17 protein-coding genes and 1 pseudogene are annotated in these 25,553 nt (G+C 56.6%); 12 read left to right on the forward strand and 6 right to left on the reverse strand.

Features of this window, described 5'->3' with window-relative positions; translation table 11 throughout:
• Positions 1 to 3 precede the first annotated feature (3 nt).
• From ACQZ6F_RS29310 to ACQZ6F_RS29330, 5 genes and pseudogenes are all read right to left on the reverse strand, one after another.
• Complete coding sequence (locus ACQZ6F_RS29310; protein ID WP_449096346.1) at positions 4 to 2,481, reverse strand: YadA-like family protein; 2,478 nt, start codon at positions 2,479 to 2,481, stop codon at positions 4 to 6.
• A pseudogene (locus ACQZ6F_RS29315) lies at positions 2,479 to 4,746 on the reverse strand (YadA family autotransporter adhesin); the annotation flags it as partial. The pseudogene ACQZ6F_RS29315 and the gene ACQZ6F_RS29310, both read right to left, overlap by 3 nt.
• The gene (locus tag ACQZ6F_RS29320) at positions 4,743 to 5,162 is read right to left on the reverse strand and encodes a hypothetical protein (protein WP_449095527.1); all 420 of its coding nucleotides are present in this window, start codon (positions 5,160 to 5,162) and stop codon (positions 4,743 to 4,745) included. The pseudogene ACQZ6F_RS29315 and the gene ACQZ6F_RS29320, both read right to left, overlap by 4 nt.
• Positions 5,163 to 5,485: 323 nt before the next feature.
• Positions 5,486 to 6,400: a helix-turn-helix domain-containing protein gene (locus ACQZ6F_RS29325; protein ID WP_449095526.1), complete on the reverse strand. Its 915-nt coding sequence runs from the start codon at positions 6,398 to 6,400 to the stop codon at positions 5,486 to 5,488.
• A 959-nt stretch (positions 6,401 to 7,359) separates the two neighbouring features.
• A complete protein-coding gene (locus ACQZ6F_RS29330) occupies positions 7,360 to 8,256 on the reverse strand; it encodes a LysR family transcriptional regulator (protein WP_449095525.1) in 897 nt (298 codons plus the stop codon).
• Between the two features lie 226 nt (positions 8,257 to 8,482).
• On the opposite strand from ACQZ6F_RS29330, the gene ACQZ6F_RS29335 reads away from it, so the two are divergent.
• The 5 genes from ACQZ6F_RS29335 to ACQZ6F_RS29355 all read left to right on the forward strand — a co-directional run bounded on the left by ACQZ6F_RS29335 (position 8,483) and on the right by ACQZ6F_RS29355 (position 11,836).
• Positions 8,483 to 9,217 carry an SDR family NAD(P)-dependent oxidoreductase gene (locus ACQZ6F_RS29335; RefSeq protein WP_449095524.1) on the forward strand — a complete coding sequence of 245 codons (735 nt, stop codon included), beginning with the start codon at positions 8,483 to 8,485 and terminating at the stop codon, positions 9,215 to 9,217.
• A 49-nt stretch (positions 9,218 to 9,266) separates the two neighbouring features.
• Complete coding sequence (locus ACQZ6F_RS29340; protein WP_449095523.1) at positions 9,267 to 10,019, forward strand: SDR family NAD(P)-dependent oxidoreductase; 753 nt, start codon at positions 9,267 to 9,269, stop codon at positions 10,017 to 10,019.
• A gap of 31 nt (positions 10,020 to 10,050) precedes the next feature.
• Positions 10,051 to 10,650, forward strand: a complete 600-nt coding sequence (locus tag ACQZ6F_RS29345; RefSeq protein WP_449095522.1) for an NADPH-dependent F420 reductase — start codon at positions 10,051 to 10,053, stop codon at positions 10,648 to 10,650.
• A 33-nt stretch (positions 10,651 to 10,683) separates the two neighbouring features.
• Positions 10,684 to 11,097, forward strand: coding sequence for a nuclear transport factor 2 family protein (locus tag ACQZ6F_RS29350; protein ID WP_449095521.1), 414 nt, complete (start codon positions 10,684 to 10,686; stop codon positions 11,095 to 11,097).
• A 106-nt stretch (positions 11,098 to 11,203) separates the two neighbouring features.
• Positions 11,204 to 11,836 carry a class I SAM-dependent methyltransferase gene (locus ACQZ6F_RS29355; protein ID WP_449095520.1) on the forward strand — a complete coding sequence of 211 codons (633 nt, stop codon included), beginning with the start codon at positions 11,204 to 11,206 and terminating at the stop codon, positions 11,834 to 11,836.
• A gap of 304 nt (positions 11,837 to 12,140) precedes the next feature.
• Here ACQZ6F_RS29355 and ACQZ6F_RS29360 read toward each other — a convergent pair whose 3' ends face one another.
• On the reverse strand, positions 12,141 to 13,313 hold the full coding sequence (locus ACQZ6F_RS29360; RefSeq protein WP_449095519.1) for a glycosyltransferase: 1,173 nt from the start codon (positions 13,311 to 13,313) through the stop codon (positions 12,141 to 12,143).
• Between the two features lie 1,002 nt (positions 13,314 to 14,315).
• On the opposite strand from ACQZ6F_RS29360, the gene ACQZ6F_RS29365 reads away from it, so the two are divergent.
• The 7 genes from ACQZ6F_RS29365 to ACQZ6F_RS29395 all read left to right on the forward strand — a co-directional run bounded on the left by ACQZ6F_RS29365 (position 14,316) and on the right by ACQZ6F_RS29395 (position 25,549).
• Positions 14,316 to 15,020, forward strand: coding sequence for a hypothetical protein (locus tag ACQZ6F_RS29365; protein WP_449095518.1), 705 nt, complete (start codon positions 14,316 to 14,318; stop codon positions 15,018 to 15,020).
• Complete coding sequence (locus tag ACQZ6F_RS29370) at positions 15,020 to 17,626, forward strand: hypothetical protein (RefSeq protein WP_449095517.1); 2,607 nt, start codon at positions 15,020 to 15,022, stop codon at positions 17,624 to 17,626. Before ACQZ6F_RS29365 ends, ACQZ6F_RS29370 begins: the two co-directional genes overlap by 1 nt.
• A gap of 66 nt (positions 17,627 to 17,692) precedes the next feature.
• Positions 17,693 to 19,870 (forward strand): type I secretion system permease/ATPase, encoded by a 2,178-nt coding sequence (locus ACQZ6F_RS29375; RefSeq protein WP_449095516.1) that lies wholly within the window; start codon positions 17,693 to 17,695, stop codon positions 19,868 to 19,870.
• Positions 19,867 to 21,327 (forward strand): HlyD family type I secretion periplasmic adaptor subunit, encoded by a 1,461-nt coding sequence (locus ACQZ6F_RS29380; protein ID WP_449095515.1) that lies wholly within the window; start codon positions 19,867 to 19,869, stop codon positions 21,325 to 21,327. The genes ACQZ6F_RS29375 and ACQZ6F_RS29380 overlap by 4 nt, the downstream gene beginning before the upstream one ends.
• Positions 21,328 to 21,379: 52 nt before the next feature.
• On the forward strand, positions 21,380 to 22,129 hold the full coding sequence (locus tag ACQZ6F_RS29385) for a DMP19 family protein (RefSeq protein WP_449095514.1): 750 nt from the start codon (positions 21,380 to 21,382) through the stop codon (positions 22,127 to 22,129).
• 747 nt (positions 22,130 to 22,876) lie between these two features.
• Positions 22,877 to 24,166 carry a hypothetical protein gene (locus ACQZ6F_RS29390; protein ID WP_449095513.1) on the forward strand — a complete coding sequence of 430 codons (1,290 nt, stop codon included), beginning with the start codon at positions 22,877 to 22,879 and terminating at the stop codon, positions 24,164 to 24,166.
• A gap of 66 nt (positions 24,167 to 24,232) precedes the next feature.
• Positions 24,233 to 25,549: a TIGR02594 family protein gene (locus ACQZ6F_RS29395; protein WP_449095512.1), complete on the forward strand. Its 1,317-nt coding sequence runs from the start codon at positions 24,233 to 24,235 to the stop codon at positions 25,547 to 25,549.
• Positions 25,550 to 25,553: the final 4 nt, after the last annotated feature.

The following is a 25,553-nucleotide window of genomic DNA, read 5'->3' on the forward strand; positions in this document are numbered from 1 at the left end:
GGCTCAATTCAAAGTAAAGCTGACGCCGGCGCCGACGCCCACATGTCCGCCGGCCGCCGTACCGGACAAGTTCGCCCGAACCCGGCCATTCTCGCTGGTGTAACCGGCACCGAAGGCCATGGCGCCCTCGCCTCGCCAGACACCGCCACCGAGAGCCACGCTCAACTTGCCGGGCCGATCGTCATAACGAAGCGATGCCGCTGCAAGCCCGATCGCCGCTGCCTGCCTTGCCTCGGAACGAATGTCCCCAAGCTCCTGGTTCAATTGGCCGAATTTCTGGTCGGTATAGTTGTTGGCTGCGGTCAAGGTATTGGCGGCAGCGGTGTCCGTGTACGATTTGACCTCCGTGACGCTATCGCCCAATTGGGCGACGTTCACGGCGTCCGTCGGGGCGACACCCTTGCCAACATTGGAAATGACCACCGGCGCGTTTACATCACCGCCCTGCAGCGTGATGCTGTTCTTCTTGCTGCCGTCGGGGTTGAGATCATAGGTAACCGCGTTCTTGGTGATCGTTCCGACACCCGTCTGCAGGCTGTCGATCGCCTGATTGGTCGCATAGAGCTGCGATCCGTTGATGGCGTCGGTGCTATCGGAAGAAATGCGGCCGGCAGCGACGTTCGTAATGGTTCTCTCAGCCCCTGCAGAACCGACACTCACCGTTCCCACAGGCGCAGTGCCGGCAAAATCATAGTGCTGACCCTGAATGGTGGTTCCGGATGTGCCGACGGCAGCCTGCGTCGAGGAACCGGAACCCAGCGCCACATCATTGGCGTTGTTGGCCTGTGCGCCCTGACCGAGGGCGACCGCGCCCTGCCCTACCGCTGAAGATCCAAGTCCTGCTGCGAGGCTGTTCGTGCCGCTGGCGACACTCTGGGGACCGATCGCAACGCTATCGGTGCCGCTGGCGATGGAATCGGCAAGCGTCGAATTGGCGTGGAAATACTTGATGCCACCGCCATTCATGATGTTGGTCAGCGAATTGTCGACTGCACCAAAGGCATCGTAGACCGTGTTATAGCTGTTGCCCTGGATGTTGTAGGTCGGGCCAGTGATCGACCCGTCGGGATTTACCGTCGTATTGCCGCCGATCAGGTTGGTGATGTTGGTGCCGAGACCTTTGAGCTGGCTGACGTTCACCGCATCGGTGTCTGCCGAGCCGGCTGCGAGATTGGTCACTTTGCGTTCCGACCCGGCCGAACCGATCGACACTTCGCCGACGGAGGTCTGCGGGCTGGTAAGGGCAAAGCCGGTATAGTTCGTCTGTGCCCCGACGCTCGTTACCGATTGCGCGCCGAGCGCGACGCTGTTGATGTTGTTGCTTTGCGCGCCGGCGCCGAGCGCAACCGATTGGATGCCTCCAGCCACCGAGTTCGTGCCGAGTGCAATACCATCGGCCAGCATGACATGGGCGTTCTGGCCGATGGCCGTGCCGCCGGGGGCAACCTGGTCGACGATCGCGCCGTTGCCGATGCCGATGCCATTATCGCCGTTGACGACAGTCGTCGGACCGACCGCCACCGACTCCGCGCCGACGGCAAGCGAGTCGCCGGCGGCCGAGTTCGCATGGAAGTACTTGCCCGGCGTCGCGGCGACCGACGCAATGGCACCCTGGAGCTGGCGAACCGTGACGGCATCCTGCGCGCTGCTACCGTCAGCCACATTGGTGATCTGGCGATAGGACGTGCTCGAACCGACCGAGACAGCGCCCAACAGGGTCTTGTCCGTCGTATTGTACTGGATGAAGTTCGTCGGACCCGCGGGTAACTGGCCGGTGGCCGGAGCCAGGGCACGATCGGCAACCGATCCCGAACCGAGGGCGACGCCGCCGTCGATGGTGGACTGGCTTTCCCTTCCAAGCGCGAGCGAACTGTCGGCGACAGCGGTCGCGTTATATCCGACAGCTGTGGAACCGACGCCCTGAGCCGAGGAATCGCTGACGGCAAGCGTGCTGTCATTGGTGCGCACATACCGAATACCCTTACCGTTTGCATCGGTATAGGTCGTCGATGTGTCACCGGCGAGATTGTTGATCGTATTGCCGAGATTGGTCAGGTTGCCGTTGATGGTGGTGACCGTCGTGCCGAGAGCATCGACCGCCTGGTTGGTAGCAAAGAGCTGCGAGCCGTTGACGGCGTCGGTGGACGAGCCGCTGATCCGGCCCGCCGCCACGTTGGTGATAGTGCGCTCGGCGCCGACCGCGCCGACGCTGACTGTCGAAGCCGGCGTCGTGCCGGCGAAGTTGTAGGTATTGCCGCCGATCACCGTGCTGGCGGTGCCGACCGCAACGTCCGTCACCGAGCCAGAACCGAGTGCCACGGCTCCTGCGTTGCCGGCGGTAGCGTTGACGCCCAGCGCGAGCGCATCCGCGGCACTGGCATTCGCTTGTTTGCCGAGAGCGGTCGCTTGAGCGGCGGTGGCAGAGGCATTCTGGCCAACCGCGGTGCTGGAGATGGCCGTCGCATTGGCATTGGGGCCGATGGCCGTGCTGTAGTCACCCGTGGCCTGAGATATGTATCCGAACGCCGTTGCATCGAGGCCGGAAGCGGTCGCGCCGTTGCCGGCCGCGATGGCGTTCGCCCCCGCTGCAGTCGAGAGAGGTCCAATCGCAACGGATTCCGCGCCCGTCGCCGATGAATCCGCCGCTGCCGAATTGGCATGGAAATATTTGATGCCGCCACCCGTGGTGATGTTGTTGATGGTCGTGCCGATAGCGTCGACCGCCTGATTGGTGGCGAAGAGCTGCGAGCCGTTGACGGCGTCGGTGGACGAGCCGCTGGTCCGGCCCGCCGCCACGTTGGTGATGGTGCGCTCGGCGCCAACTGCGCCGACGCTGACCGTCGAAGTCGGGTTGGTGCCCTGATAGGCGTAGGTCGTGCCGTTGACCACCCCACTCGCCGTGCCGACCGCCGTGGCGCTTACCGAGCCCGAGCCAAGAGCCACATCACCGGAACTAGCCGCCGCCGTCGCACCGTTACCCAAGGCGACATTGCCGACGAAACCGGAGGCGCCTGCGGTGGAACCGTTGCCGAGCGCGACGGAGCCCTGGCCGATCGCCTTGTTGTTGTTGCCGATCGCGACCGCGCCGGCCGCCTGGTTGGCGGCAGTGGCAGTCGCCGTGCCATCGCTGTTGGCGATGTTGTTGGCGCCGCCGGTGAAGGCGCCGGTGCCGCTAGCATAGCTCGGATCGCCGATGGCGACCGCGCCGTCACCGTAAGCGGTGTTGCCGGAGCCGATGGAGACGGCCTTGCCGCCCGTCGCTACCGCATTGTTGCCAACGGCAACCGCTTCGGCAGAGGTCGCTTGGGCCGCTGTCCCGACTGCAATCGCATTGGCGCCGCCCCCGTTCGCGTTGATGCCCAAAGCGACCGACTGAAGCCCGCTGGAGACCGACCCGCCGCCGATTGCTGTGCTGCTCACACCACTAGCGGTGGAGGACTCGCCTAAAGCCAGGGTGTTTGACTGGCTCGCGGCGGCATTCGCGCCGAAGGCTGCTGCATTGATGGCAGTCGCCTTTGCATTGAATCCCAAGGATGCAGCTCCACTCCCCGAGGCATTTGCGCCGGGGCCGACTGCGGTGGCTAAATTGGAACCGGCGTTTGCATTGTTGCCGAGCGCGATGCCGGAGGTCGCGCCATTTGCCACAATTGCGCCCGAGCCTATCGCAACAGCACCGCCACCGGCGATTGCCTGTGCCTGGTTACCCAAGGCAACACCGAAGGCTCCCGACGCGACCGTAGTAGGACCGATGGCGAGCGAATTGGTTCCCGAGGCGGCAGCTGATGTGCCAAGGGCGATGGTATCGGTGTTCGAGGCATTGGCGAGATAACCCATGGCCGAGCCCCTTAAGCCGGAAGCAATCGTCCCATTTCCGACTGCGGTGGACTGGTTGGCTGACGCCGTGGCCGACGTGCCGAAGGCGCTGGATCCGGTCCCCGTCGCAGATGAGCTGGAACCAACCGCATTCGCCCATGCTCCCGTGGCCGTCGCAGCGGAACCTAACGCAACAGACTCGAACGTGAAGCCGGAAGGAGCGGTGCCGCTTGCATTGGCATTCGTACCGATGGCAATCGGAGAGCCGCCGCCTGTTCCAGCGTTAGCCTTGGAGCCTACGCCCATGGCAATGGCGGAACCGTTTGAAGATGAGGCGTTGGAGGCCAATCCAACCGCTATCGAAGCGCCTCCCGAGGCGCTGGCCGTCGAGCCGAGAGCGACGGCATTTGCTCCGTTCGCAGTGGTGTTGACACCAAAGGCCGAAGCCCCGTCCGCCAGTGCACGCGCGTTCCCGCCCACGGCAAGAGCATTGACGCCGGTGGCGTTCGCGAAGACACCCATGCCTATGGCGTTGAGACCATTGACACTCATCGTATAGCCGATGGCGATCGATGCATCGCCCGTTGCACTGTTAGAAGCGCCCAAAGCCACGCTGTTTGCGCCATTCGCTTGGGTAGCGACACCGATGGCGACGGAGTTGCCGCCGGTTGCCGTGCCGCCGCCGGCGGCGTACTGCGCCAGCGCCGGCGTGGCGATGCCTCCGAATGCGATCGCACCCAGCGCCGCCGCCCCACCGATTCCCAAGGACCCAAGCCCCAACCCCTTACGCTTCATGCCAAGCGCCCGATGGGCCATGCGCAGCACGGCCATCAAACGACGGCGGATTGAGCGGTCGCCCCCACCAGAGACCCAATTTTGGGCATACCCCGTACGAGATTTGATCTGCAGATGCTCCCCAATGGATTCGTTCATGCTGCTTTATCCTCGCTGTTATCTGAACGACTAAGCGCGCTTTGATCCGCATCTGCGGCCGTATCGTCGTTAAAATTATGGATTTCCTGAAGCATGCGCCCCATCCGGGCTGCTTGGCTCTCGACCTGCTCACGCGCACTTTCGACCCATGGCTGCGTCGGTTCGGGAACGGTATGCAGGGCGGCATCGGCCCTGTCGGCTGGGAGTTTCATCGCCACCAATGTGCGGCAAACATCGAAATGAAGGGCCGGCTCCCGTTCGGCATATGCCGGAGAGGTCAAACCGTAGACGAGACAGGCAAAGAGATGATCGAGTTCCACGCCGGTTATGCGACCAGCATACTGGCGATCCAGGGCAGTCCAGGCTAGCTCGACTTTCGCAGCAAAGATCTCAAATTCCGGGAACTGAATGTCCATAGCGCAGCGCACCGAATTAACACCATAGCGAGTATGGCTACGTTCGTGGCGGTGGTATTTTAGAAAATTACGGACTATTTATAGGAAATTCCGCTCTTTGCTGGCCGAACGGCAAGTGTGCCAGCTTTACCACACTCAATTTATGCTGCTCGGCTTTTCGCTTTACCATAGCGCGTAAGGCATCGACCCCTGTCGGATGCACCGCAAGTCCGGCGCATGGCGGGTAATTTTCGGCGGAGACGCAAGCAAACGGATCGCATCGATGCCCAGCTAGCCACTAGCTGACGTGCGCAAAATCGCAACCGTCGTTAGAAATGAACCGATTACTTCGCAAATCGAAGCTCGGTCGGGGTTTTCCCCCTGTATCTCTTCATAGTGGTGGCCAAATGGCTTTGATCCGAGAATCCAGCCATGTATGCGATCTCGGTAATCGCAAACTTGCCATCGACAAGCAACTTTTCCGCAAAGTCCAGGCGCAGATTAATCAGATACCGATGTGGCGGCATTCCAAACGTTTTGGCGAACCTCACTATGAAGTGGTTCGGTGAGATTCCTGCGACCGACGCGAGCTCGGCGATATGTACCTTTTGGGTAAGATGTTCCATGAGGTATTCTTGCACACGTCGCGCGCTATGAGCGGAGAGCCCGCCCTTGGGTGACGCTGACCGCTTCTTGCGGCTTGTATAAGTACGAAGCAGATGAATGCCGAATAACGTCACCAATGAGTCGAGATAGAGCTCATTTGGAGATGCTTTCTCATTCAGTTCGGCGGAGACCCTCTGGGCTATAGTGAGGGCCCAGAGATCGACTGTGCCGAAAGCAGGCGGCTCAAGCTCTACCTCGGCAAGATTAAACTCGTGAATGGCTAGCTCTGAAAGCACTTCGGGGGGTATAGCTACGACGAGATTTTTTCTGGTTGCTAACCAGGCAAGGCTGCTATCGACGCCCGCAGGATTAATGGCGATACAACCAGCCGGCGCATCGTACTCCGTGATTTTGTCGCTGCCGAGTGAGGCTCGTAACTTCCGCGCAGGCGCCAGCACAATTCCTACAGAATGCTCCTTGGCTAGGAACCTCTGCGATCCTGGGCTGCGAATGGAGTGTATCACGCTCCCCCGCATGGTGGCCTTTCTCGGACCTGCGCTCTCCGGAATTATATCGAACACATATCGTTCCGCCAGCCCCTGATCAACATCGCCGTAAGCGCCTCGCTCCCGAGGCTCTTGCGTATCTCTCATTCTGTATCGCCCCGCCCGAACGAAATCATCTACGCACTAACAAGCAGGCAGGACTTCTAACGTTGCTAGAAGTCCGTTTCTTTTCCCAACCCTACTTGCCGTACAGCGCCGCGAAAAGATCAGCAGAACGCACAGGTTTTAGATAGGACAGAACAGTTAATAGTGAAGGTGGAATCGTGCGCGAAGCAAACGAATGAACCGCCTGGTTGCGCCCTTCGACGACAATTATCTGGAGTTGGTGCTCGCCGGCAGATTTTAGGTCACCATCCAGACGGAGACCGAGTTTTCTACCTTGCTGCAAGGCTTCTGATTACAGATCAGCGCGGCGATCCTCGTAGAGATCCCATGTCAGCTCCACCAAAGCCAGAAGAACATCTTTCTCATTCCATCCGGCCGCAACCGCCGCTCGGACAATTTCGTCTATGAGAGGCAGCAATTGGCGCTGGCACTCCGTCGAGATGTCGGTAGCGGCGGCGCCTACCGGAGGCTTCTCGAAGTTCAACCCCACAATTGCGCTCCCATGTAATCAATATCTTGATTACCATATTCATAACGCGGAATAAATCCAGCGTGAAACATAGAATCCACAAGAGTCAGCATCACATCATACCAGTCCTATGCTTGGCGCGTTGAGGAGACTCTGGAGCGTCTCTAAAGTATGACTTAATAGATGATAGAGTATCTCCTCTGAAATACTGTCCATGATGGGACGTCATTTGAGGAATCTATGAGTCGTCAGAATGCCCCTGCGAGAAAATGCAGCCTTCTAGGTTAGCTCCTTTCAGGTTGGATCGTCACAGCCACGCAATACTGCGCTGCTGGTCTTGAAGGGATTGGAGCGACCGTCCGCTATTCGTTTCGATTTCAAGGAGTGCAGCCACTCCGCAGCCTGTTCCCTTGGGAATGCCAATCTCCACCAGCAATTTCCCTTGCTCATTTGTGGCGTGCGGCATGCGACGTCAGCCGAGCGAAATCGGCCGCCCGGCGAGGAGCGGAGCGTACGTGGCGAGGCGGTGAGATACGAATTCCGTGAACAGCCGCACGCGCTTCGTCTTGCGTGTCTCCCCCTGCGTGAGAAGCCAGATCGTCGCAGGTGATGTCAGATCGATGCCCGGAACTCTCGTCAGCAGCTGTTCCGCATCTCCGACGAAACAAGGCAGTCTGGTCATGCCGATCCCTTGCCTTGCCGCAGCGATCTGCGCCTCCGCATCCGGCGTCCTGAACGGAACCCCTGTAGCGCGAACCTCACCTTCGTCGACCCAGTCCGGAAGAGCCTGACCGCCGATGACGATGGGCCGGATCGGATCCGGCGCACCAGCACGCCACGCGGCCAGTCTATTGCGAGACATATAAACACCCGCAAGTAGATCCGGACCTTTCAGGCCATGAAGATTGAGCGGCAGGGTCTTGCGATCGGAGACCATCCGGATTGCCACATCCGCCTCCCGGTTGGTCAGATTCGCGACCTCGCCGGTCGATACGATCTCAATCTCGATGTCCGGATGCAGACGGACAAAATCGGCGATATCCGGCATGAGCAGGTGTGTCGCAAGGAACGGGGGCAACGTCACCCGCAGAAGCCCGCGTACGCTTTGATCACGCCCGAGGACGCGCGTCTCCAGTTGGTGCGACGAGGCTTCCATCTGGTTCGCGAACTCCAGAACCTCCTCGCCCGCGGCCGTCAGGCGGTAGCCCGAAGGCAGCTTTTCGAACATCTGCGCCCCGAGGTGCTCCTCGAGCTGAGCAATGCGTCGCAGCACCGTCGAGTGGTTGACTCCCAAGCTCTTGGCGGCGGCCCGCACTGACCCGCCACGCGCAGCGGCAAGAAAGTAGCGAACGTCATCCCAGTCGATCATGGCTCATTCCCGCGCCGCGTGAGGCGGCTTCCGAAGCCCATCCTAACACACTGGGCCGAAATGCGCGTGATCGTCGCCGCGTTCGATCACGTAAGTGGATCGTTTTCGCACCACGGATGCGCGCGATTGCGCACTCACCGCCTGGCGCCGGCGAACCCATATCGAGGCTGCCGGAGGATGTCTCTGCAAAGCGATCACCCGAGACGCGACACAAGGAATGCATGACATGACCAGATTGAATGGAAAAACCGCTGTGATCACGGGCGGCGCCACCGGCATCGGCCTCGCCGCTGCAAGGCGCTTCATCGACGAGGGTGCCTTCGTCTTCATTTACGGCCGTCGGCAGCAAGCACTCGATGCGGCTGTGGCCAAGCTTGGACCCAACGCCCGTGCGGTGAAGGGCTCAGTCTCGGATGAGGCCGATCTGGATCGGCTCTACGCGACGGTGAAGGCCGAGCGCGGAAGCCTCGATATCGTCTTCGCCAATGCCGGGGCCGGAAGCCCGTTTCCTCTCGGCCAGATCACCGCCAAGCACATCGACGACACTTTCGACACCAACGTGAAGGGCACGATCTTCACGGTCCAGAAGGCATTGCCGCTGATGGGCGCCGGCGGATCGATCATCCTCACCGGATCGAGCGCCGGCACCACAGGCGCTCCGGCATTCACTGCCTACAGCGCCAGCAAGGCAGCCGTGCGCAATCTCGCGCGCACCTGGGCAGAAGATCTGAAGGGTACCGGTATCCGTGTCAACGTGCTGTCGCCCGGGGCGACGGCGACCGAACTCGCGAAGGAGGCGCTGGGTGAGGAAGGCCAGAAGGCCTACGGCGCAATGACTCCGCTCCAGCGCATGGCCGACCCGGCGGAGATCGGGGCGGTGGCTGCCTTTCTTGCGTCGGACGACAGCAGCTTCATGACCGCCAGCGAAGTCGCCGTCGACGGCGGCCTGGCTCAACTCTGACCCCGGCGCGGTTCCGCGCCTAGCTTACACGCAGCAAAGGAAAAAGATTATGAAAGCACTCGAAGGTAAAATCGCAGTCATCACGGGCGGAAGCAGCGGGATCGGCTTGGCCACCGCCAAGCGCTTCGTGGAAGAAGGTGCGCAGGTCGTGATCATCGGGCGACGCGAGAAAGCCTTGCAAGAGGCCGCGGCCCTTATTGGGAAAAACGTGACAACAGTCGTGGGCGACGTCTCGCGCTTGGAAGATCTGGATCGCCTCTACACCATCGTGAAAGAAAAACACGGTCACATCGACATTCTCTTCGCAAACGCAGGCGCAGGTACGGTCGCGCCGCTCGCGACAGCGACTGAGGGCCATTTTGACCGAACCTTCGATGTGAATGTGAAGGGTCTGTTCTTTACGGTGCAGAAGGCCCTTCCTCTCTTCAAGGACGGCGGATCGATTATCCTGAACTCTTCGGTCTCGAATGTGATGGGGCTGCCAGCGTTCAGCGCCTACGCAGCAAGCAAGGCAGCTGTTCGCAGCTTCTCGCGGTCCTGGACCCAGGAGCTGAAGGACCGCAATATCCGCGTCAATACGATGAGCCCCGGCGCGATCGAGACTCCCGCCTTGGCGACAACCACCGGCCTCACCGCTGAGCAAGCCGACGAGGCGGTCGCCCAGTTTGCATCACAGATCCCAATGGGTCGCAGAGGCAAGCCAGAGGAAATTGCGGCTGCGCTCACGTTCCTCGCTTCCGATGAAAGCTCCTACATCACCGGCATAGATCTCGCCGTCGATGGTGGTTGGGCGCAGGTCTGACCCGGCATTCGTACAGGATTGGAGAAGCATTATGAGCTATGCAATTATCGGCTTCGGCAACATCGGTCACGCTCTGGCCAAAGCGTTTGCCCGCAACGGCATAGAAGTGACCGTTGCAACCACGCGCGACCCTGAAACCTTCGCTGCTGATGCGGCCGCGATCGGGGCCAAGGTCTCTGCCAAAACACTTGCGGAAGCCGTCAAGGCGGACATCATCTTCCTGGCTGTCCGTTTCGAGGCTCACGCCGATGTCGCCAAGGCGCTGCCCACCTGGCAAGGAAAAACCATCATCGATGTGACCAATGCCTACGGCGTGCCCCCCGAGGACCTGGGAGGACGGCCGTCTTCCAAATTCGTCGCGCGGGCTTTCTCTGGTGCAAGGCTGGTGAAGGGTTTCAACCACTTGGGCGCTACCGTTCTTGCCCAAGATCCGGCTTTACATGGTGGCAGAAGAGCCGTGTTCCTGGCGAGCGACGATGATTACGCAGCAGCGGAGATTGCAGCACTTGCGGAGAATCTCGGTTTCGCACCAATCAAACTAGGCGGCCTTTCGGAAGGCGGGTTGCTGGTCCAGGCGCGTGGAAAGAGTTGGGGTCAGCTGATTTTCAAGGACCTGGTCCAGTTCGACTAACGGACACCACAGCCGAGAAATGGAGACATTCTCATGAGCATTGAGAGGAACATCCAGACCGTGAAGGACTTCTTCACCGCCATCGGCCGCGGCGACAGGGAGGCTCTGGTGGCGCTGGTCACTGAGGACATCGAGTGGATCATTCCGGGCAAGGACTGGCCGCTGGCCGGCACCCACCGCGGGCACGCGGGGCTGGCGGCTTTGCTGGAGACGGCATCCAGGTCGATAGAAACCTCCACGGAACCCCAGGAGTTCGTGGCGCAAGGAGACCGGGTTCTCGTCGTCGGCGTCGCTACGGGGAAAATCAAAGCCACGAACAAGACGTTCGTGGACGACTGGATCTTCGCCATCACGGTCCGGGACGGTAGACTGACCAACATCCGTGAATACGTCGACACGCAGGCCCTGGCCCGAGCCTCGCAGATGGACGCGCAAAGGCCCACATAGCGCAGGCCGTCTGCAACCATCGGCTTTCGCCGAAGGTGAATGAGCCGCGGATCGCCGTCTCGCGAGACGCGCGCTCGTTGAGCGCCCAACCGTAAAGGAGATTCCGATGTACGACCAATCCATCCTATCCGAATTGATCCGGTTCGCCCGCATCGATGTGGGTGCCAACGTTATCGACGTTTATCCAGGCGACGGCGACTGGACGCGCCTGTTCTCCGACATCGTCGGACCCCAAGGTCGAATCACCAGCTTCGTGCCGGTCGAAGTCGCGCACTTCAAGAACGATCCGGTCGGCCTCATGCGAACGCTCGCACAAGAGCCACGCCGGGAAAACGTCGAAGCCGTCTCAGCGGACCTCGTGGCAATGCCGGAGGTCACGCCACCAGCGGATGTCGTGTGGCTGCACCTGTTCTACCACGATCTCCATACCGCGCTAATGCAGGCCAGGGGCGCGACGGCGACCGACTTCAATCGAGCTGTCTACGAGCGGCTGAAGCCCGGTGGGTTCTACGTCATCGTCGATCACGCCGCCGCCGCAGGAGCTGGCACAGGTGATGCCCAGTCATTGCATCGCATCGACCCTGCCTCCGTGCGTGAGGAGGTGGAGGCTGCCGGCTTCGTACTGGATGCGGAAAGCACCCTGCTCGCGAACAGGAACGATGCACACGCGATCAAGGTCTTCGATCCCCTGATCAAGGGTAAGACCGATCGCTTCGCATATCGGTTCGTGAAGCCCTGACAGAAGCCGGCGCCAACCTCAAGCCGACCTCTCTAGGATGCCAGGATTGCTCAGCTACGCCAGTCGGCAGCACGTCAGCTTTCGGAACTCGCTGCAGAGCCTGCAAAGGTCAAGCTTGAAGGCGCAAAGCGGTCGTTGAACTCATTAGAAGCGAATCTCCTGAATGAGCTCATCAACTGACGGCAAATGGTTGGTTTTGATGGGTCTTGAACCTCGAATCCTTTAAAGAAATTCGCGTTATAACAGCAGCTTATGGAACGCCGCGTCGACTGTTAGAATAAATCAGCTATGTGATCTACCAAACCTAAAATTGACTTTCGATTACGTTTACGATTCTCTCAATCGCTGCTGTTGTTGAGAACGCTGCGTGCTTTTCTGAAAGTGTCTTTGCCGCAGTGGCGAACCTCGATTCGGATACTAGGATCGCGATCGTATCTGAAATCGCCGACGCCGAGACGCCCGAAGGGAGCAACAGACCCGCCCCTAGACGCACGACTTGCGAGCTCACCATATACTGCTCCGCATTTTGGGGGCACATGAGCAGAGGACGACCAGCAAGCAACGCGTCATGGATTGTCCCTGTGCCATATGTCACTACCAAGTCGCAGGATCCTAGGGCGGCGGAAATATCTACCGTATCGCGTTGGATGCGGAAATGGAGTCCTGCATAGTTCTGAGTCTCCTCTGGGTCATGATCCGGCATTACACAAAGCGTGTTGAAGGCGCCTCCTGATATTCCAGACAGAATAGCCGCTATGTTTGGGACGGCACGACGCAAATAGGCAAATACTCGCTTTTCAGATCCGGGTGGCCACGCGCACGGGCGGCCGGGCAGATGCGATATCGGGCCGACATATTCCAGACCCTCCCGTGGCCCGTAATGATCGAGTTCGGGAAATGTTGTCATCAGAACAGATGTAGAAGAGAACAGCTCGGAAATGTTGTGGATGCTTTTTCGGCCATTCGCCGTAAGCGCCTCGTTGATAGTTTTGCAGACCAACTTCTCGGCCGCGATGACTCTCGTCGCAGGCGGCGGATCCCACGTCCGGAAGGGCTGCGTGCTGGCTGGAGGAAACTCGAAGCCTATGCACGTCGCGACTGTTGGAATATCGGCGCAACGAGCCGCAAGGATAGCGCTTGGCGCGTGATTGCAAACGACAACATTTGCTTTTCTGTCCTGCATCAGCCCCTGCCACGCAGTGATCAAGAGATTGACTGCAGAGACATTGCCGTAGCCATTCGCGAGAAGGATTTCCGCATAGCTGCTTGGCGTGAAAGGTGAACGCTGCAACATAAATCGGGGCGCCGGAAAGCAGATGAAACCCAATGGCTCGAGCACCTCACTTGCCTGCCTGAGATTTCGCGAGACAAAGCACACTTCATGTCCTCGGGCTCGAAGCGCCAATGCGACCGGGAGATCCCGCGCGATATGCCCCAAGTTGTTACCCAGTTCCCAAGCAAAAACGATGGTGCCCATGTAGACTCAGTTGACTTAAATGGTGGAAGCGCAGGTTTCTCGATTTCTTGATGATGCATTCTCATCGCATTGATCTAAACCTGTCTCAATTGCAGAACCATGAAGACACCGATCTTTGCCAAGGAGCGTCGGAAATCATATGCCCGCAGCCGCATCGTTTGGACGGGTATCGCAAACAAAATCATAAAAATTGCAAGATATTTTAAAATTGCCGCCTCAGATTGATGCAGCTCAAAGTCGCAATTTATGTTTCGTAAGAAAAACAAACAATCTTGTGCCTGGACAGATTGACACAAGGGTATGTTGCATCATAGCGTCTTGTAGATCGCAGTAGAGTAGCGGATTTAGGCCGAATAGTCTCAAAGGACTAGTTGTATATCCATCGCTTGAGCGGTGGATAGAAGTTCGAAATACAATTTTGAGTTCTACACTTTCAAGAATCCCCCTTTGGTTGTTTTCGACAACATTGCTCAGTCCCCCAAGAGCAAAGCTAGCGAGGAACGCGATTGGCTGCCCCGAGACAAATCGGGGAGCGTCAACAAGGTAAGAGAGCAAACTCCAGTCTGCATTTGCGCTCGCCGTAGCGCTCTTTTCGTTCAAATATTCAACTAGGGGCGCACCTGGCTTGTATCTCATTCTGTTCGGAGGATTATTTATCCTCTGGTTACCTATACTCGCCTATGCCGTTGCTGGGCCTCTCATTCCACTTCGCGCAAGACGGTGGGGACCAAGAAAATCCTCAGCAATTTTAGTGGCAATCCTGGGAGCGCTAGGGCTTTTCCAGGGAGGCATCGCTGATCGCCATCGGCCATCGGAGCTGCAGGTTGTTGATGCCAACCCTAGCGATATCATCGCGTTCGGCTGTGATCGGCTTCCTCAAAGTCGGTCGCGAGGAGATCCCAAAAATTGGACAATCGTTGATTTTGTCGAACAAGCTCTCACGCCCTGCAACAGACCTCTTGCACAGGTTCAGCGGCTTCCGACCAAATCGGGCATCGTCGAATGAAGATTCTGTCGAGGATCCTGATAGTTACGATCCTGATACTTACAACGGTCGCGGGCCTCATCATGTGGCAAAGAAGCGCTGCGACCGAGGATGAATTCAGTTATCGCATTGTGGCAAGCTTCGACGAGAATGGGACACCTGTCGTCGGCTCCAATGTCGTGCACGTTGCGGTGCGCCGTAACATCCCCTGTATTGGGATGTGCGGATATACCATTGTGGTTCAAGGGCAGGCAATTCCGGTCAAGTTCTCCAACGGAAAATATCTCTTTGTTCTACTCGGCGTGGCCGACCACTCATTTGCAGCCGGAAACATGCCGTTTCAAGCGTTTAAGGCTCTCCCGCCATACAGGAAGATAAGCGAACTTCCCCGTGTTCGTGTGTCGGTGCCGCCCCTGTACGCACCAACGATAATTTATTTCACCGATATGGCGACCTCCTCAAGCGCGGTCATCGTCAACCAAGACAATATCGCAACTCTGGTTGGGGAGAACGTGCACCTCGTGAACGTTTCAGTGGAGCTGACAGACGATCCTGCTTCAACGGGAATCGATCAATTACTTCCATGGGTCAAAAAACAGGAGGTCGTACAGGAACCGAGCAAAAAGATATCGACTTCAAACTCTCGTTATCCAGAAGCAGACAGCGAGGCTAAGCAATTGCAATCCGATTATCCACGGTTTCTTGAAAGGAATGACTGGTAATGGACGCAGATCTAATGGATGCCATTCTTGCAATGAACGCATATGATGCCAGCGGGACCACTGGCATAATCACGGGAAGTACGATCGGTAACTGGAGTAGTATCCGACAAGACTCAATTCCTGGCCAGAATTACTTTGCAGTCGTGTACCAAGATGGAAGCAATTATACGATATCCTACAGAGGAACAACCAATCTGCTCGGAGATGATGTATCTGGCTTCTTCGGCAGCGACGTTTGGAATGGTTACGCAACCGGTGTCGGTTCACCAGCATCGAATGATTCGACAGAGGCAATCCAGCTCTATCAATCTGTACTCGCTCAAGCGGGAAGCATCTCCAATATAACCCTGACCGGTCATTCAATGGGAGGTGGGTTGGCAGGGCTGGTTGGTGATTTGTATGGCGCCAAGGCCGTTGTCTTCGATAATATGGCTTTCGAGGCCGCAGCAAACGCGGCCTATGCGGCCTCAATCCCGGGACCGGACTATAACGCCGCTCTTGGGAACCTCATCTACGGGTCATCCACACCCACCGCGCCCAGCGAGGCCAACCTCAAGGGCTACTACACAGACGGCGAGTTTCTATACTCCCTTGATCGTCAACTACAAAATCTTCCCGAGACTGTACTGGAACCTCATACGGATTCCGGCGACCTTAGTGGCCTGCAATTGCATAGTATGGCATTGGCCACGATGTTGCTTTACGCAAGCGATAACAGCCTCACCAAATGGAATGCAGTCGCTCCCTACTTACTTCCTGAACTATGGAATGAGAATGTCGCATCTGCTGCGGGCGTCGATCAATATAAGAATGTCTCGACGAGTTCTTCTGCGGATGCTTTGAAGGAAATGATTGCCTATTCGGCGATCGATGAAGGCACCATGCCGTTTGGTGACGTCGCGATCAAAGCATTCTTCGATGACGCCGGCGATCTCTCCGACCTAGTGCCTTCCGACCAAAGCGTGATTTCTAACACCGATGCTTTCCTCTACAAGGACCTGTCGGATATCGCCGTTCAGTATGCTGGACAGCTCGCTGCAGAAAAATCTACGGATGCGAGCCTGGCATTGGGTATCGTGCACTCCGATCTTTCGACTGTCAGCGTGGATCTGACCCCCAGCGAATGGTCGAATGGGCCTGCATCGCAAACTCCCACTGCACCCAATATCGTCGGAGCGAACGGAGCTGTCGTCGACGCCATTATGTCCGCCATCGGAACCTCGGTGCTCGACTCCTATCAGGCCGATTTCAATAACCTCTTCAAATCGCAAGGGGCAGCCCTGATCTCGGGGATCACAGAGATTGAGGCTACTGATAAGAGTGGAGTTGCGCTGAATGGCGGCGCTGCGGCGTCAACGTTCTCCGGCACCGCTGGGGGCGCCCTTCTTATTGGCTCCACGACGGGAAACACTTCCTTTGTGGGGGCCGTCGGTACCAACATCATGATTGGCCAAGCGTCGGACACCTTCAATACCGGTGTCGGCAACAATATCGTGATTGAGCAGAACGCCGGAGTGGCAACGCTCGATGCGTCATCGGCGAGTTCGTCATCTCCGAATTGGAACATGGTTGAAGGCGCTGTCGATAGTGCCGAGACATTCGTGTTCCAATCCGCCAACCTTGCGCCGCTGACAGTTGTTTACGGCAATGATGGCTCCGACACATTCGACTTCGAAGCCGACGCCGGGAAAAATATCGGTGTTTACATTCTCCAAATGAATGACATCAATCAGGCGAATTTCTTGGCGCTCGATCCGAGCAAGATCGACGCTTATATCGACCAGAATTTTGGTTCGAGCGGCGATGACGGCTACGGCGGCGGCTTCGACGACAAAATCGTCCTGATCAATCCGACTGCAAGCGATATTCTGAAGTACAATGGACAGATTGTCTCGGATCCGACACGCTATGTGCAATATTCGAGCAGCAGGGTCGGCGGTGAGTCAGACTTCAATCCGAACATGCACGGTGGTTCCAATGGCATGGGCGAGAGAAGCGTCGATCCGAACAACAACCTGAAGCTTGTCGGCGATGCCAACGCCGCCGGCGGAACCGAGGCATACTATACCGATGCCTGGGATGAATACTCCAATACCAGCAACAGCTATTCTATGAAGTCGGGCAATATTGGCGTCACGCGAGACTATGCCTATTCTAATGACTATCAAACGCAAGGCCCGCAGAACAAGCTAGTGTTGACTGGCCTAACAGCCAACCAATCATCGTTTAGCTACGATCAGCAGAATTGGGACGGATCGGAAACCGACACAGATACCTACTACTACAACTCCAACCCAGGTAGCCTGTCGCTGATCGGCTTCAATGTCGGAGATTTCGGCATTAACTTCGCCAATAATGGTGCCGGATCAGACTATCAGCAAAGCGACCAACTCTACGCCGTTTCCGAATGGGCTCAGGCCAATGTCAGTACGATGAATGGTCTCCCCGATATCACGGGCATCCAACCTGCCTCGATCGGCGCAAGTCTTGGAACCTCTTCGACCCCCCTCACCCCGTCGCAGTGGAATGTCATTGGTGATGATGCATTCACCTCCCAGTATGATCGCCCGTCTTTGACAGCGAGCGACTTCATGCGGGCAGCCTGACCTATTGCTAAGAGAAGGACGGCGCTTCGCGGCGCCGTCTTGTTTGATTGGGGGCAAGCAGCAAGAATGAACGATATTCCGTCCGTGCCCCCGCTGTCGGTGGGCCAAATTGACAGTGGCCTTACCGCATTATGTGCCGTAGCCGGCTACTACCGTATAGTCGCCGATCCGGTTCAACTCGCAACGGAACTTGTCCTTGCGGGTCGCGCGGCTGCGCACGCCGATTTGCTTCGAGCAGCCAACCGCACCGGACTTAGAGCGCGGGTGACCGCCGTGCGAACAGCAAACAGGCTGCGCGCCATCCCTGCACCGGCGATCGTCAAACTTAAGGAAGGCGGATACATCCTTTATGGGGGGCTTACGCCCACCAATGAATTCAGATTTGTCGATCCTGTAACCCGCGTGGCCCGCGAAGTGTCAGCCGAAACGGCTTTGAGCGAGATCGAAGCTGAAGTCGTGCTCGTCCAGCGCCGATTTCGGGGAGAGGGTCTCGATCCGAAAACCTTCGGATTCAGCTGGTTTCTCCCGTCGATCTGGCGTTACCGAAAGCCCTTGGCCAACGTCTTGTTGGCATCGCTTTTCGTACAGCTCTTTGCCCTGGTCACACCGCTTTTCTTTCAGGCGATCGTCGACAAGGTCGTTGTTCACAAAGGCTATTCGACCCTTGCCGTGCTTGTGGGCGGCTTGGCTGTGCTCGGCATTTTCGACGTCAGCCTGCAATATCTGCGCAGCTATGCGTTATCGCATACGACAAACCGTATCGATGTCGAGCTTGGTCGCCGACTGTTTGCCCATCTTTTAAGGTTGCCGCTCGGATACTTCGAGACTCGATCCGCCGGCCAGACCGTCGCGCGTGTCAGGGAGCTCGAAACCATTCGCTCATTTTTGACCGGCCAGGCGCTGTTTTCGGCGATCGATCTCTTCTTTGCTTTGATATTCATTGGCGTTCTTCTGGCCTATTCATGGCAACTGACGTTGATCGTCGTGGGCTCAATCCCGCTTTACGTCCTGATCACGATCCTGATCCGCCCGGCTTTGCGCAACAAGATCAAAGAGAAGTTCAATACGGGCGCAGAAAGTCAGCAATTCCTTGTTGAGTCCATCGTTGGCGTCCAGACGCTGAAGGCTGCAGCTGTAGAACCAGCAATGCAGGCTCAATGGGAGGAAAAGCTGGCTGCCTATGTCAAAACGTCGTTCGACGCCTCCATGTTTTCCGCCGGCGGCCAAAACGCCATCCAGTATGTGAACAAGCTCGTCACCGCAGGCGTTTTGTACTTTGGCGCAAGATCGGTAATGGACGGAAGCCTCACTGTTGGGGGCTTGATTGCATTCAATATGATTTCGAGCCAGGTCATGCAGCCGGTCCTCCGGCTGTCGCAGCTGTGGCAGGACTTCCAGCAGGTTCAAGTGTCCGTCGAGCGCCTGGGAGATATTCTGAATACGGCGACCGAGCGTGCACCTTCGGCAAGTATCGGGACCCTCCCGCCTCCCAAAGGCGCAATCGAATTCCGCAACGTCCGATTCCGCTATCGACCGGCAGCACCTGAGGTTCTAAAGGCCATCTCGCTCGTGATCCGCCCCGGAGAGGTCATCGGCATTGTCGGACCCTCGGGATCCGGCAAGTCAACTCTCACCAAGCTGATTCAGCGTCTCTATCTTCCCGAAGAAGGCCAGATCCTGGTCGACCGCGCCGACATCGCCCAGGTCGATCCAGCATGGTTGCGACGCAATATTGGCGTCGTGCTGCAAGAGAACCTTTTGTTTAATCGCAGCATTCACGATAACATCGCCTTGGCCAACCCGACTACGTCTCGGGCCCTCGTCATGCAGGTCGCACGCCTGGCCGGAGCCGATGAGTTCATCGACAAACTGCCCAACGGATATGACACCATTATCGAAGAACGCGGTGCCAATCTCTCTGGCGGTCAGCGTCAACGATTGGCAATTGCTCGCGCCTTGGCGACAAACCCTCCCATTCTCATCTTTGACGAGGCGACCAGCGCGCTCGACTATGAGAGTGAGCGTGTCATTCACCGCAATATGAAGAGCATCGTCCAGGGACGCACGGTGATCATCATTGCCCACCGTCTCGCTGCGGTCCGCCCCTGTAACAGGATTATCAGCATGGCGGACGGGCGGATCGTCGAGATCGGCTCTCATGAGGAACTGGTGCGCCGCCCTGGTGGGCTTTATGCCCACCTCTGGGCCTTGCAAACCGACCAGTTGCAGGAGGAGCGCGCTTGAACGAGATCGTTCCGACTAAAGCGGTAAGACGGGCTAAGCGCCTTTCCGTCGAACGCCAGCGCTCTGACAATGAGTTCCTTCCCGCGGCGCTCGAAATTATTGAAACGCCTGCTTCTCCCACGCAAATGGCCTTGATCCTTATCATCTGCCTTCTCGCCACGGCCATTTTGGTATGGAGTTACTTTGGGCGGATCGACATTTTTGCAGTTGCCACAGGCAAAATTCGACCGGCAAGTCAGGTCAAGGTCATCCAACCCCTTGAAACCGGGCGCGTGCGGGCGTTCAACGTCGCAAACGGCACGCATGTTCGCGCGGGTGACGTTCTTCTCGAACTTGATCCCACCGAGACCATGGCGGACGCCAATGAGCTGGCTGTCAGCCTGAATTCATATCGAGCTGAAATCTTACGAAGGAACGCCGAGATTACCGCCGCCAAGGGAGAGTACGCCAATATGAGGCCGATTATTCCGTGGCCGACTGATATCTCGGCGGATATCCAGAGCCGAGAGAACCGGGTGCTGGAATATGATCTGGGGAATCTTCGCGCACAAATCCAAAGCCTCAATGCGCAACGGGCGGAAAAGCGGGCTGAGGAGAACAAGCTAAAGGCTACGACGCAAGCTGAAACCGATCTTATTCGGACGCTTCAACAGCGGGTGGATCTTCACAATGCTCTGATTGCTGACAATACCGGCACAAAATCGACCTTGATAGACGCACTCCAGACCCTCCAGGACGAGCAGGCAACGTTCGCGTCCGATCGCGGCCAGCTCGACCAAACCACGGCCTCTCTCGATACGATTGAAGCTGAGAAGCAAAAAACGCTTGAGACGTTCATAAGTGACAATGCCCAAAAGCTTGCAGACGCTGAGCGACAGGCTGACGACCTGACCCAGCGGCTCGTCAAGGCCCAGGCCGCCACAAGCCACATGACTTTAGTGAGCCCAATCGACGGGGTTGTTCAGGCGCTGGCGGTCACGACAATTGGGCAGGTTGTTGCAACCGGCCAGCAGGCCATGCGGATTGTCCCTGACGATGCACCACTGGAAATCGAAGCTTACGCCGAGAACAAGGATATCGGCTTCCTACACGAAGGACAGGAAGCGATCATCAAGGTCGAATCCTTCCCGTTCACCCGCTACGGGACGCTCACTGGGACCGTCAAACGGGTTGCCCGAGATTCCATCCCGAGTTCTGACGCCCAATTGGCTGAAAACGATCCGACACAACTTGCCAAGTCGAACACGAACGTGACCTCAATGGGGCAGACCCAAAATCTCGTCTATCCAGTCGTGATCAGCCCCTCCAGGACCTCTGTCATAGCCGACGGACGAGAGGTGCCACTGTCTGTAGGCATGACCGTGACAGTCGAAATCAAAACCGGTTCGCGGCGGCTACTGGAATACGTTTTCTCGCCGTTGATCGAAGTAGGATCAGAAGCCATGCGGGAACGATGATCTATTCGCAGTTTTCCAAGGCTGACTGAAGCGAGATGCGAAATGGTGGAGCATGACCCCTTTACGTCCGAGTACGATAATTTGCCCGGTTCTTGTGTTTAGCGCGTCTCTTTGGGTATACGATGTCGGGCAGTCCCAACTTTACGAAGTTGAGACCGCTGCAATATTCCGTGCCCAGAGGGATACGTCACCACCTGAAACTGGCTCGCATGTTGGAGATCAAGCGGGAACATTCGGAGCCGCGCCGATTGTTTCTGCGGAGGCGCTCGCAAGTGGAGACGATCAGGGCGCCGTGGAATCGAACTTCTCTGTGGTGGATAGTCTCCGAGACTCGAAGGTTCCTGAGAGAGAAATTAATCAAGCTGCGTTGGAGAGCCGTTACGTCGATTTCTTTTATGGCGAGATGGTTGACGGAGGCTTTGCACAATTTGTGGGGGAATCTGAATGGGACAGTCATACGGTAGCAATGGTCAGAAAGGGGCTTTTCGACCTCAAGGCGTTCAAACATTTGGAACTATTTGACGACGGCGCGGCCATGGTTGCTGCCATCGACCCAAAGGAGTTGCGACAGTTCATCAATACATCCCAACCCAGTTCCAAAGACCGTGTACGCAAGACGCTGGGTTTGATCGACCGTCAATTCTTTGCTGTCAACGACCGAGAAAGCCTCGTAAAACTGAACGCGACGTGGCTTCGCCAACAGCCAAATTTAATCGCGCTTTCACCAGAAGCCTTTCGAAATGAGCTCCTAGGTCGCGGAGTGTACCTCCCTCGTCGCGATAAGATCTCAGTCAAGAGCTAATGGAGTTAACCGAAGAACCTTTTGTCTGGCATTAGCGGCTGCATGCACCATAATGCGAGGCTCCAAGAAGCTCCGAGACATCCGAGTTGCAGAGCAACGGTGGGTGCACTGTCGATAATCGAGCTTTATTCAAGCCCCGCATTGCGCCGGTGCCGCCAGCCCGGTCTCAACGAGGGCGAAGCCTTACATAAGCTCAAACGCGCCGTCTTCGACGACGCCTGCAACCGCAGGCCCGCACATTGTAATTGACTGACAACTGGCCCATTCCTTGCATCGTTGATGCGATGAAAGCTTCAAGAACTCAAAGCTCACTATCCGTGACCGACGTCACATGGCGGCGTCTTTTTGGTGCCTTAAAAAAGGATGGACAAGCAATTAACCTTCAAATCCGCCGCATGATCGTCAATGCGATCGAGACCAGAGTACTCAGCAGGAACACGCTCTTAACGGCTGCTCATTTGTAAAATAGGAAGAAATTGCCCAGCTAAAGAACATGTGAAATCAAAATATTCAACCTTGCAAATCCTAGTTAAACATCCAGAAATTGCATATATTCAAAGAAATTAATATTCAAAATATATTTAGGAATCATAGAGATGAACTTTGCTGCGACAACAGATCACTAACAATCTCTTCGATCTGCGTTAAATGCAAAAAGTTATCCACAGAATATATATCGAACGTGTATTCCAAGTGCCGTTAATTCTCGCAATACTTTCATTGTAATCTTCAATTAGGGCGTTTTCAATGAAGTACATCAATTGTGCTGCGCTCTTGTTTTGCGCGCTGGCCACTGGATCATGCGTAAATTCTCCGGGTATCGAGAGCTCCATCAACGGCCCTCGTCCGATAATGTATGCTTCAAGGGTTTCAGCTTCGACCCAGAACTATTTGTCGGTGCGAGATACCTTCATTCGTCGCTCTTTGGACAATGGAGCATCAACTTACGACTGGTACCAGGTGGCACGCGCCGGATATGGCTATGTCGATGAGCAATGCAGCGATTACCTCGGAAAACTGAGGGACATCCGGATTGCTCGGGATACAACCAGGGCCCAGTTGGCCTCATTTCAGACATCAAGCAATTCCGTTCTTAACATCGTTGGAGCTTCAAAACTGGCGATTGGCGTGACCGCCGCAGCGTTTGGGCTTGCCTCCCAGGTGTCCGACAACGCCACAATTAATCTCCTTTATGCAATGGACCCCTCCGACATTGAGGGCCTTATCAAAAGCCAAACACAGGCGTATCGCAGCATTGCCGAGCAGCAGCGTATAAGTTTTACGGACAGCAATGTCGCTATGGACTCAATCCGCGGATATCTGAACATCTGCCTGCCGGTATCGATTGAGGCACAGGTCAAGGCCGCTGTCCGCAACACTACGTACGTCGCTTCTGCTTCCAGTCCTGGCGTTACCACCCTTACTCAAGTTGCGACGGGAAGTCCGACGGTTCCTTCGGTCAAAGATGTGCGTGATGGCGGTAGCACCAGAGTCAAGCAGTCAATTGCAGACGCTGACCTTGCAGGAGGCTTGACCACCCACGACGTGAGAATTTCCAAAGCCGAAGCCATGACCATACAAAGCAATCTCTGCGCGAAGGCTACGGGCGATCTTGGCGGTGTTGGAAGTGGCACTCGCAAAGCGATTATTGAGTTTCAAAATTTGACGGCGGCGTCAGATAAGAACGGGGAGGCAATTGCTGCGACCGGGGTGCTCGATAAGGTGACACGGAGCAAAGTGCATGACATCGGCCCTTGTCCTAGCGACCGGTACAAATCGTTATTCGAGCACATAAAGCTCAGCACTCACAAGGGAGTCGCGGAAGCCCAGAAGCTGCTGGCGGATTTTGCCAAAGATCCAAGCAGCGGCTTAGGCGCAGATGTCACCTCGCTGGTAGACGATAAATTTGTGGGCGGCGATACGCTGACAGACAACAACCGAAAGGTGATAAGTGCAGCGCAAACGAAGTTGGGGCAACCGGTAACCGGCACATATACCATTCAACTTCAGAATGCATTGCTTCTTAAAACACGCTGACATTTCAATGCAGTAGTCATCCATCGAACATCTACAAACCAAGATGTAACAGATATGGAGTATTAAATGCAGATCACCACCGTCAGTGACACAGTTCCACTGCGGCAGAAGCCGGATGCTAGCAGTCCGGCGGTAGAATTTCCGAAGGGCTACCCTTTTTCTGTTCAGCCAAATGACTCGCTGGTCAATGTCTCAGCGGTCGATCAGGTGTGGTCGAAAGTAACCGTGGATCGCGGCGGCGGCAAAGGACCAACGGGCTACCTGCGCAGTACATACATCGTCACGACCCCGTTGCCTTCTGCAGATGTCTCTTACGAAGATTTCCTTCGCTACTGTGTAAGCGCATGCATCTACTATGAAGTGGATGTTGCCTACCTAATGGCTGTCGCCCGGGTCGAAACAGGCGGAGATTGGAATGACTCTCAAAGTCTTATCCCAGCCTCCGTGATGGAGGCACATGATTCAGGCCCAATCGGCCCGTTCCAATTCTTAGCTTCTACATGGCAGACGACGATCGCGCAAATCGATCCGAAATTCGGCTATGGAATGCAAGATATAACCAGTCCACAGGCCCAAGCGCTTTGCGCTGCGGATATCGCTAACGACGGTATCGACGCTCATCTTAGCAAATTCAACGGACTACCGAGCCCAGCGCAGTTGTATCTCTATCATTTCCTCGGGACCAGCGGTGCTCAGGGAGTTTTGTCAAATCCGGGACAGACCGTCGATGCAGTGCTTTCGGCAGCTGCGATACAAAATAATCCTACTCTTCTCGGACAACCGGGAGCGCCTAATACGGGTGATCAGCTACTTGATATAGTCGCAAACCGGCTACATGACGCATATCAACGGAATGCACCTCTCTTTGATAATCCTCCAGCGTGGTGGCCTTTGCCTCAGGCTTCGACAGGATCTGCACCGTGGCTAGATACAGCCAAACAAGAAGAACAGGCTGGGGTAACGGAGGCCCCTGGCAGCCAAACGAACCCGCGAATTTCTCAATATTTGGAGAGCGTCGGGTTTCCACCAAATCAATCGGATGACACGCCTTGGTGCGCTGCTTTCGTCTGTTGGTGTCTGAAAAATTGTGGCGATGCTACCGCTGCTGCCGCGGCCAGCTCAGTGAAGAATAGCAGCTATGCCAAAAGTTGGATGGACTTGCCGGTGCAGTTGCCAGAGGCAAAGGTCGGCGCAATTGCTATTAAAGCGAGCCAAAGCAGCGATATCACAGGTCATGTGGGGTTTGTAAGCGCCGTCAACGACGATGGCTCAATTATACTTCTTGCAGGCAACCAAGGCGGAAAGACCAATAATGGCCTCGACAGTGTCTGTGAAATTAAGTTCGATCGCGTGGATTTTCTTGGGTTTCGTTGGGTGGGCTAGCCTC

Source organism: Rhizobium sp. A22-96 (genome assembly GCF_053521805.1).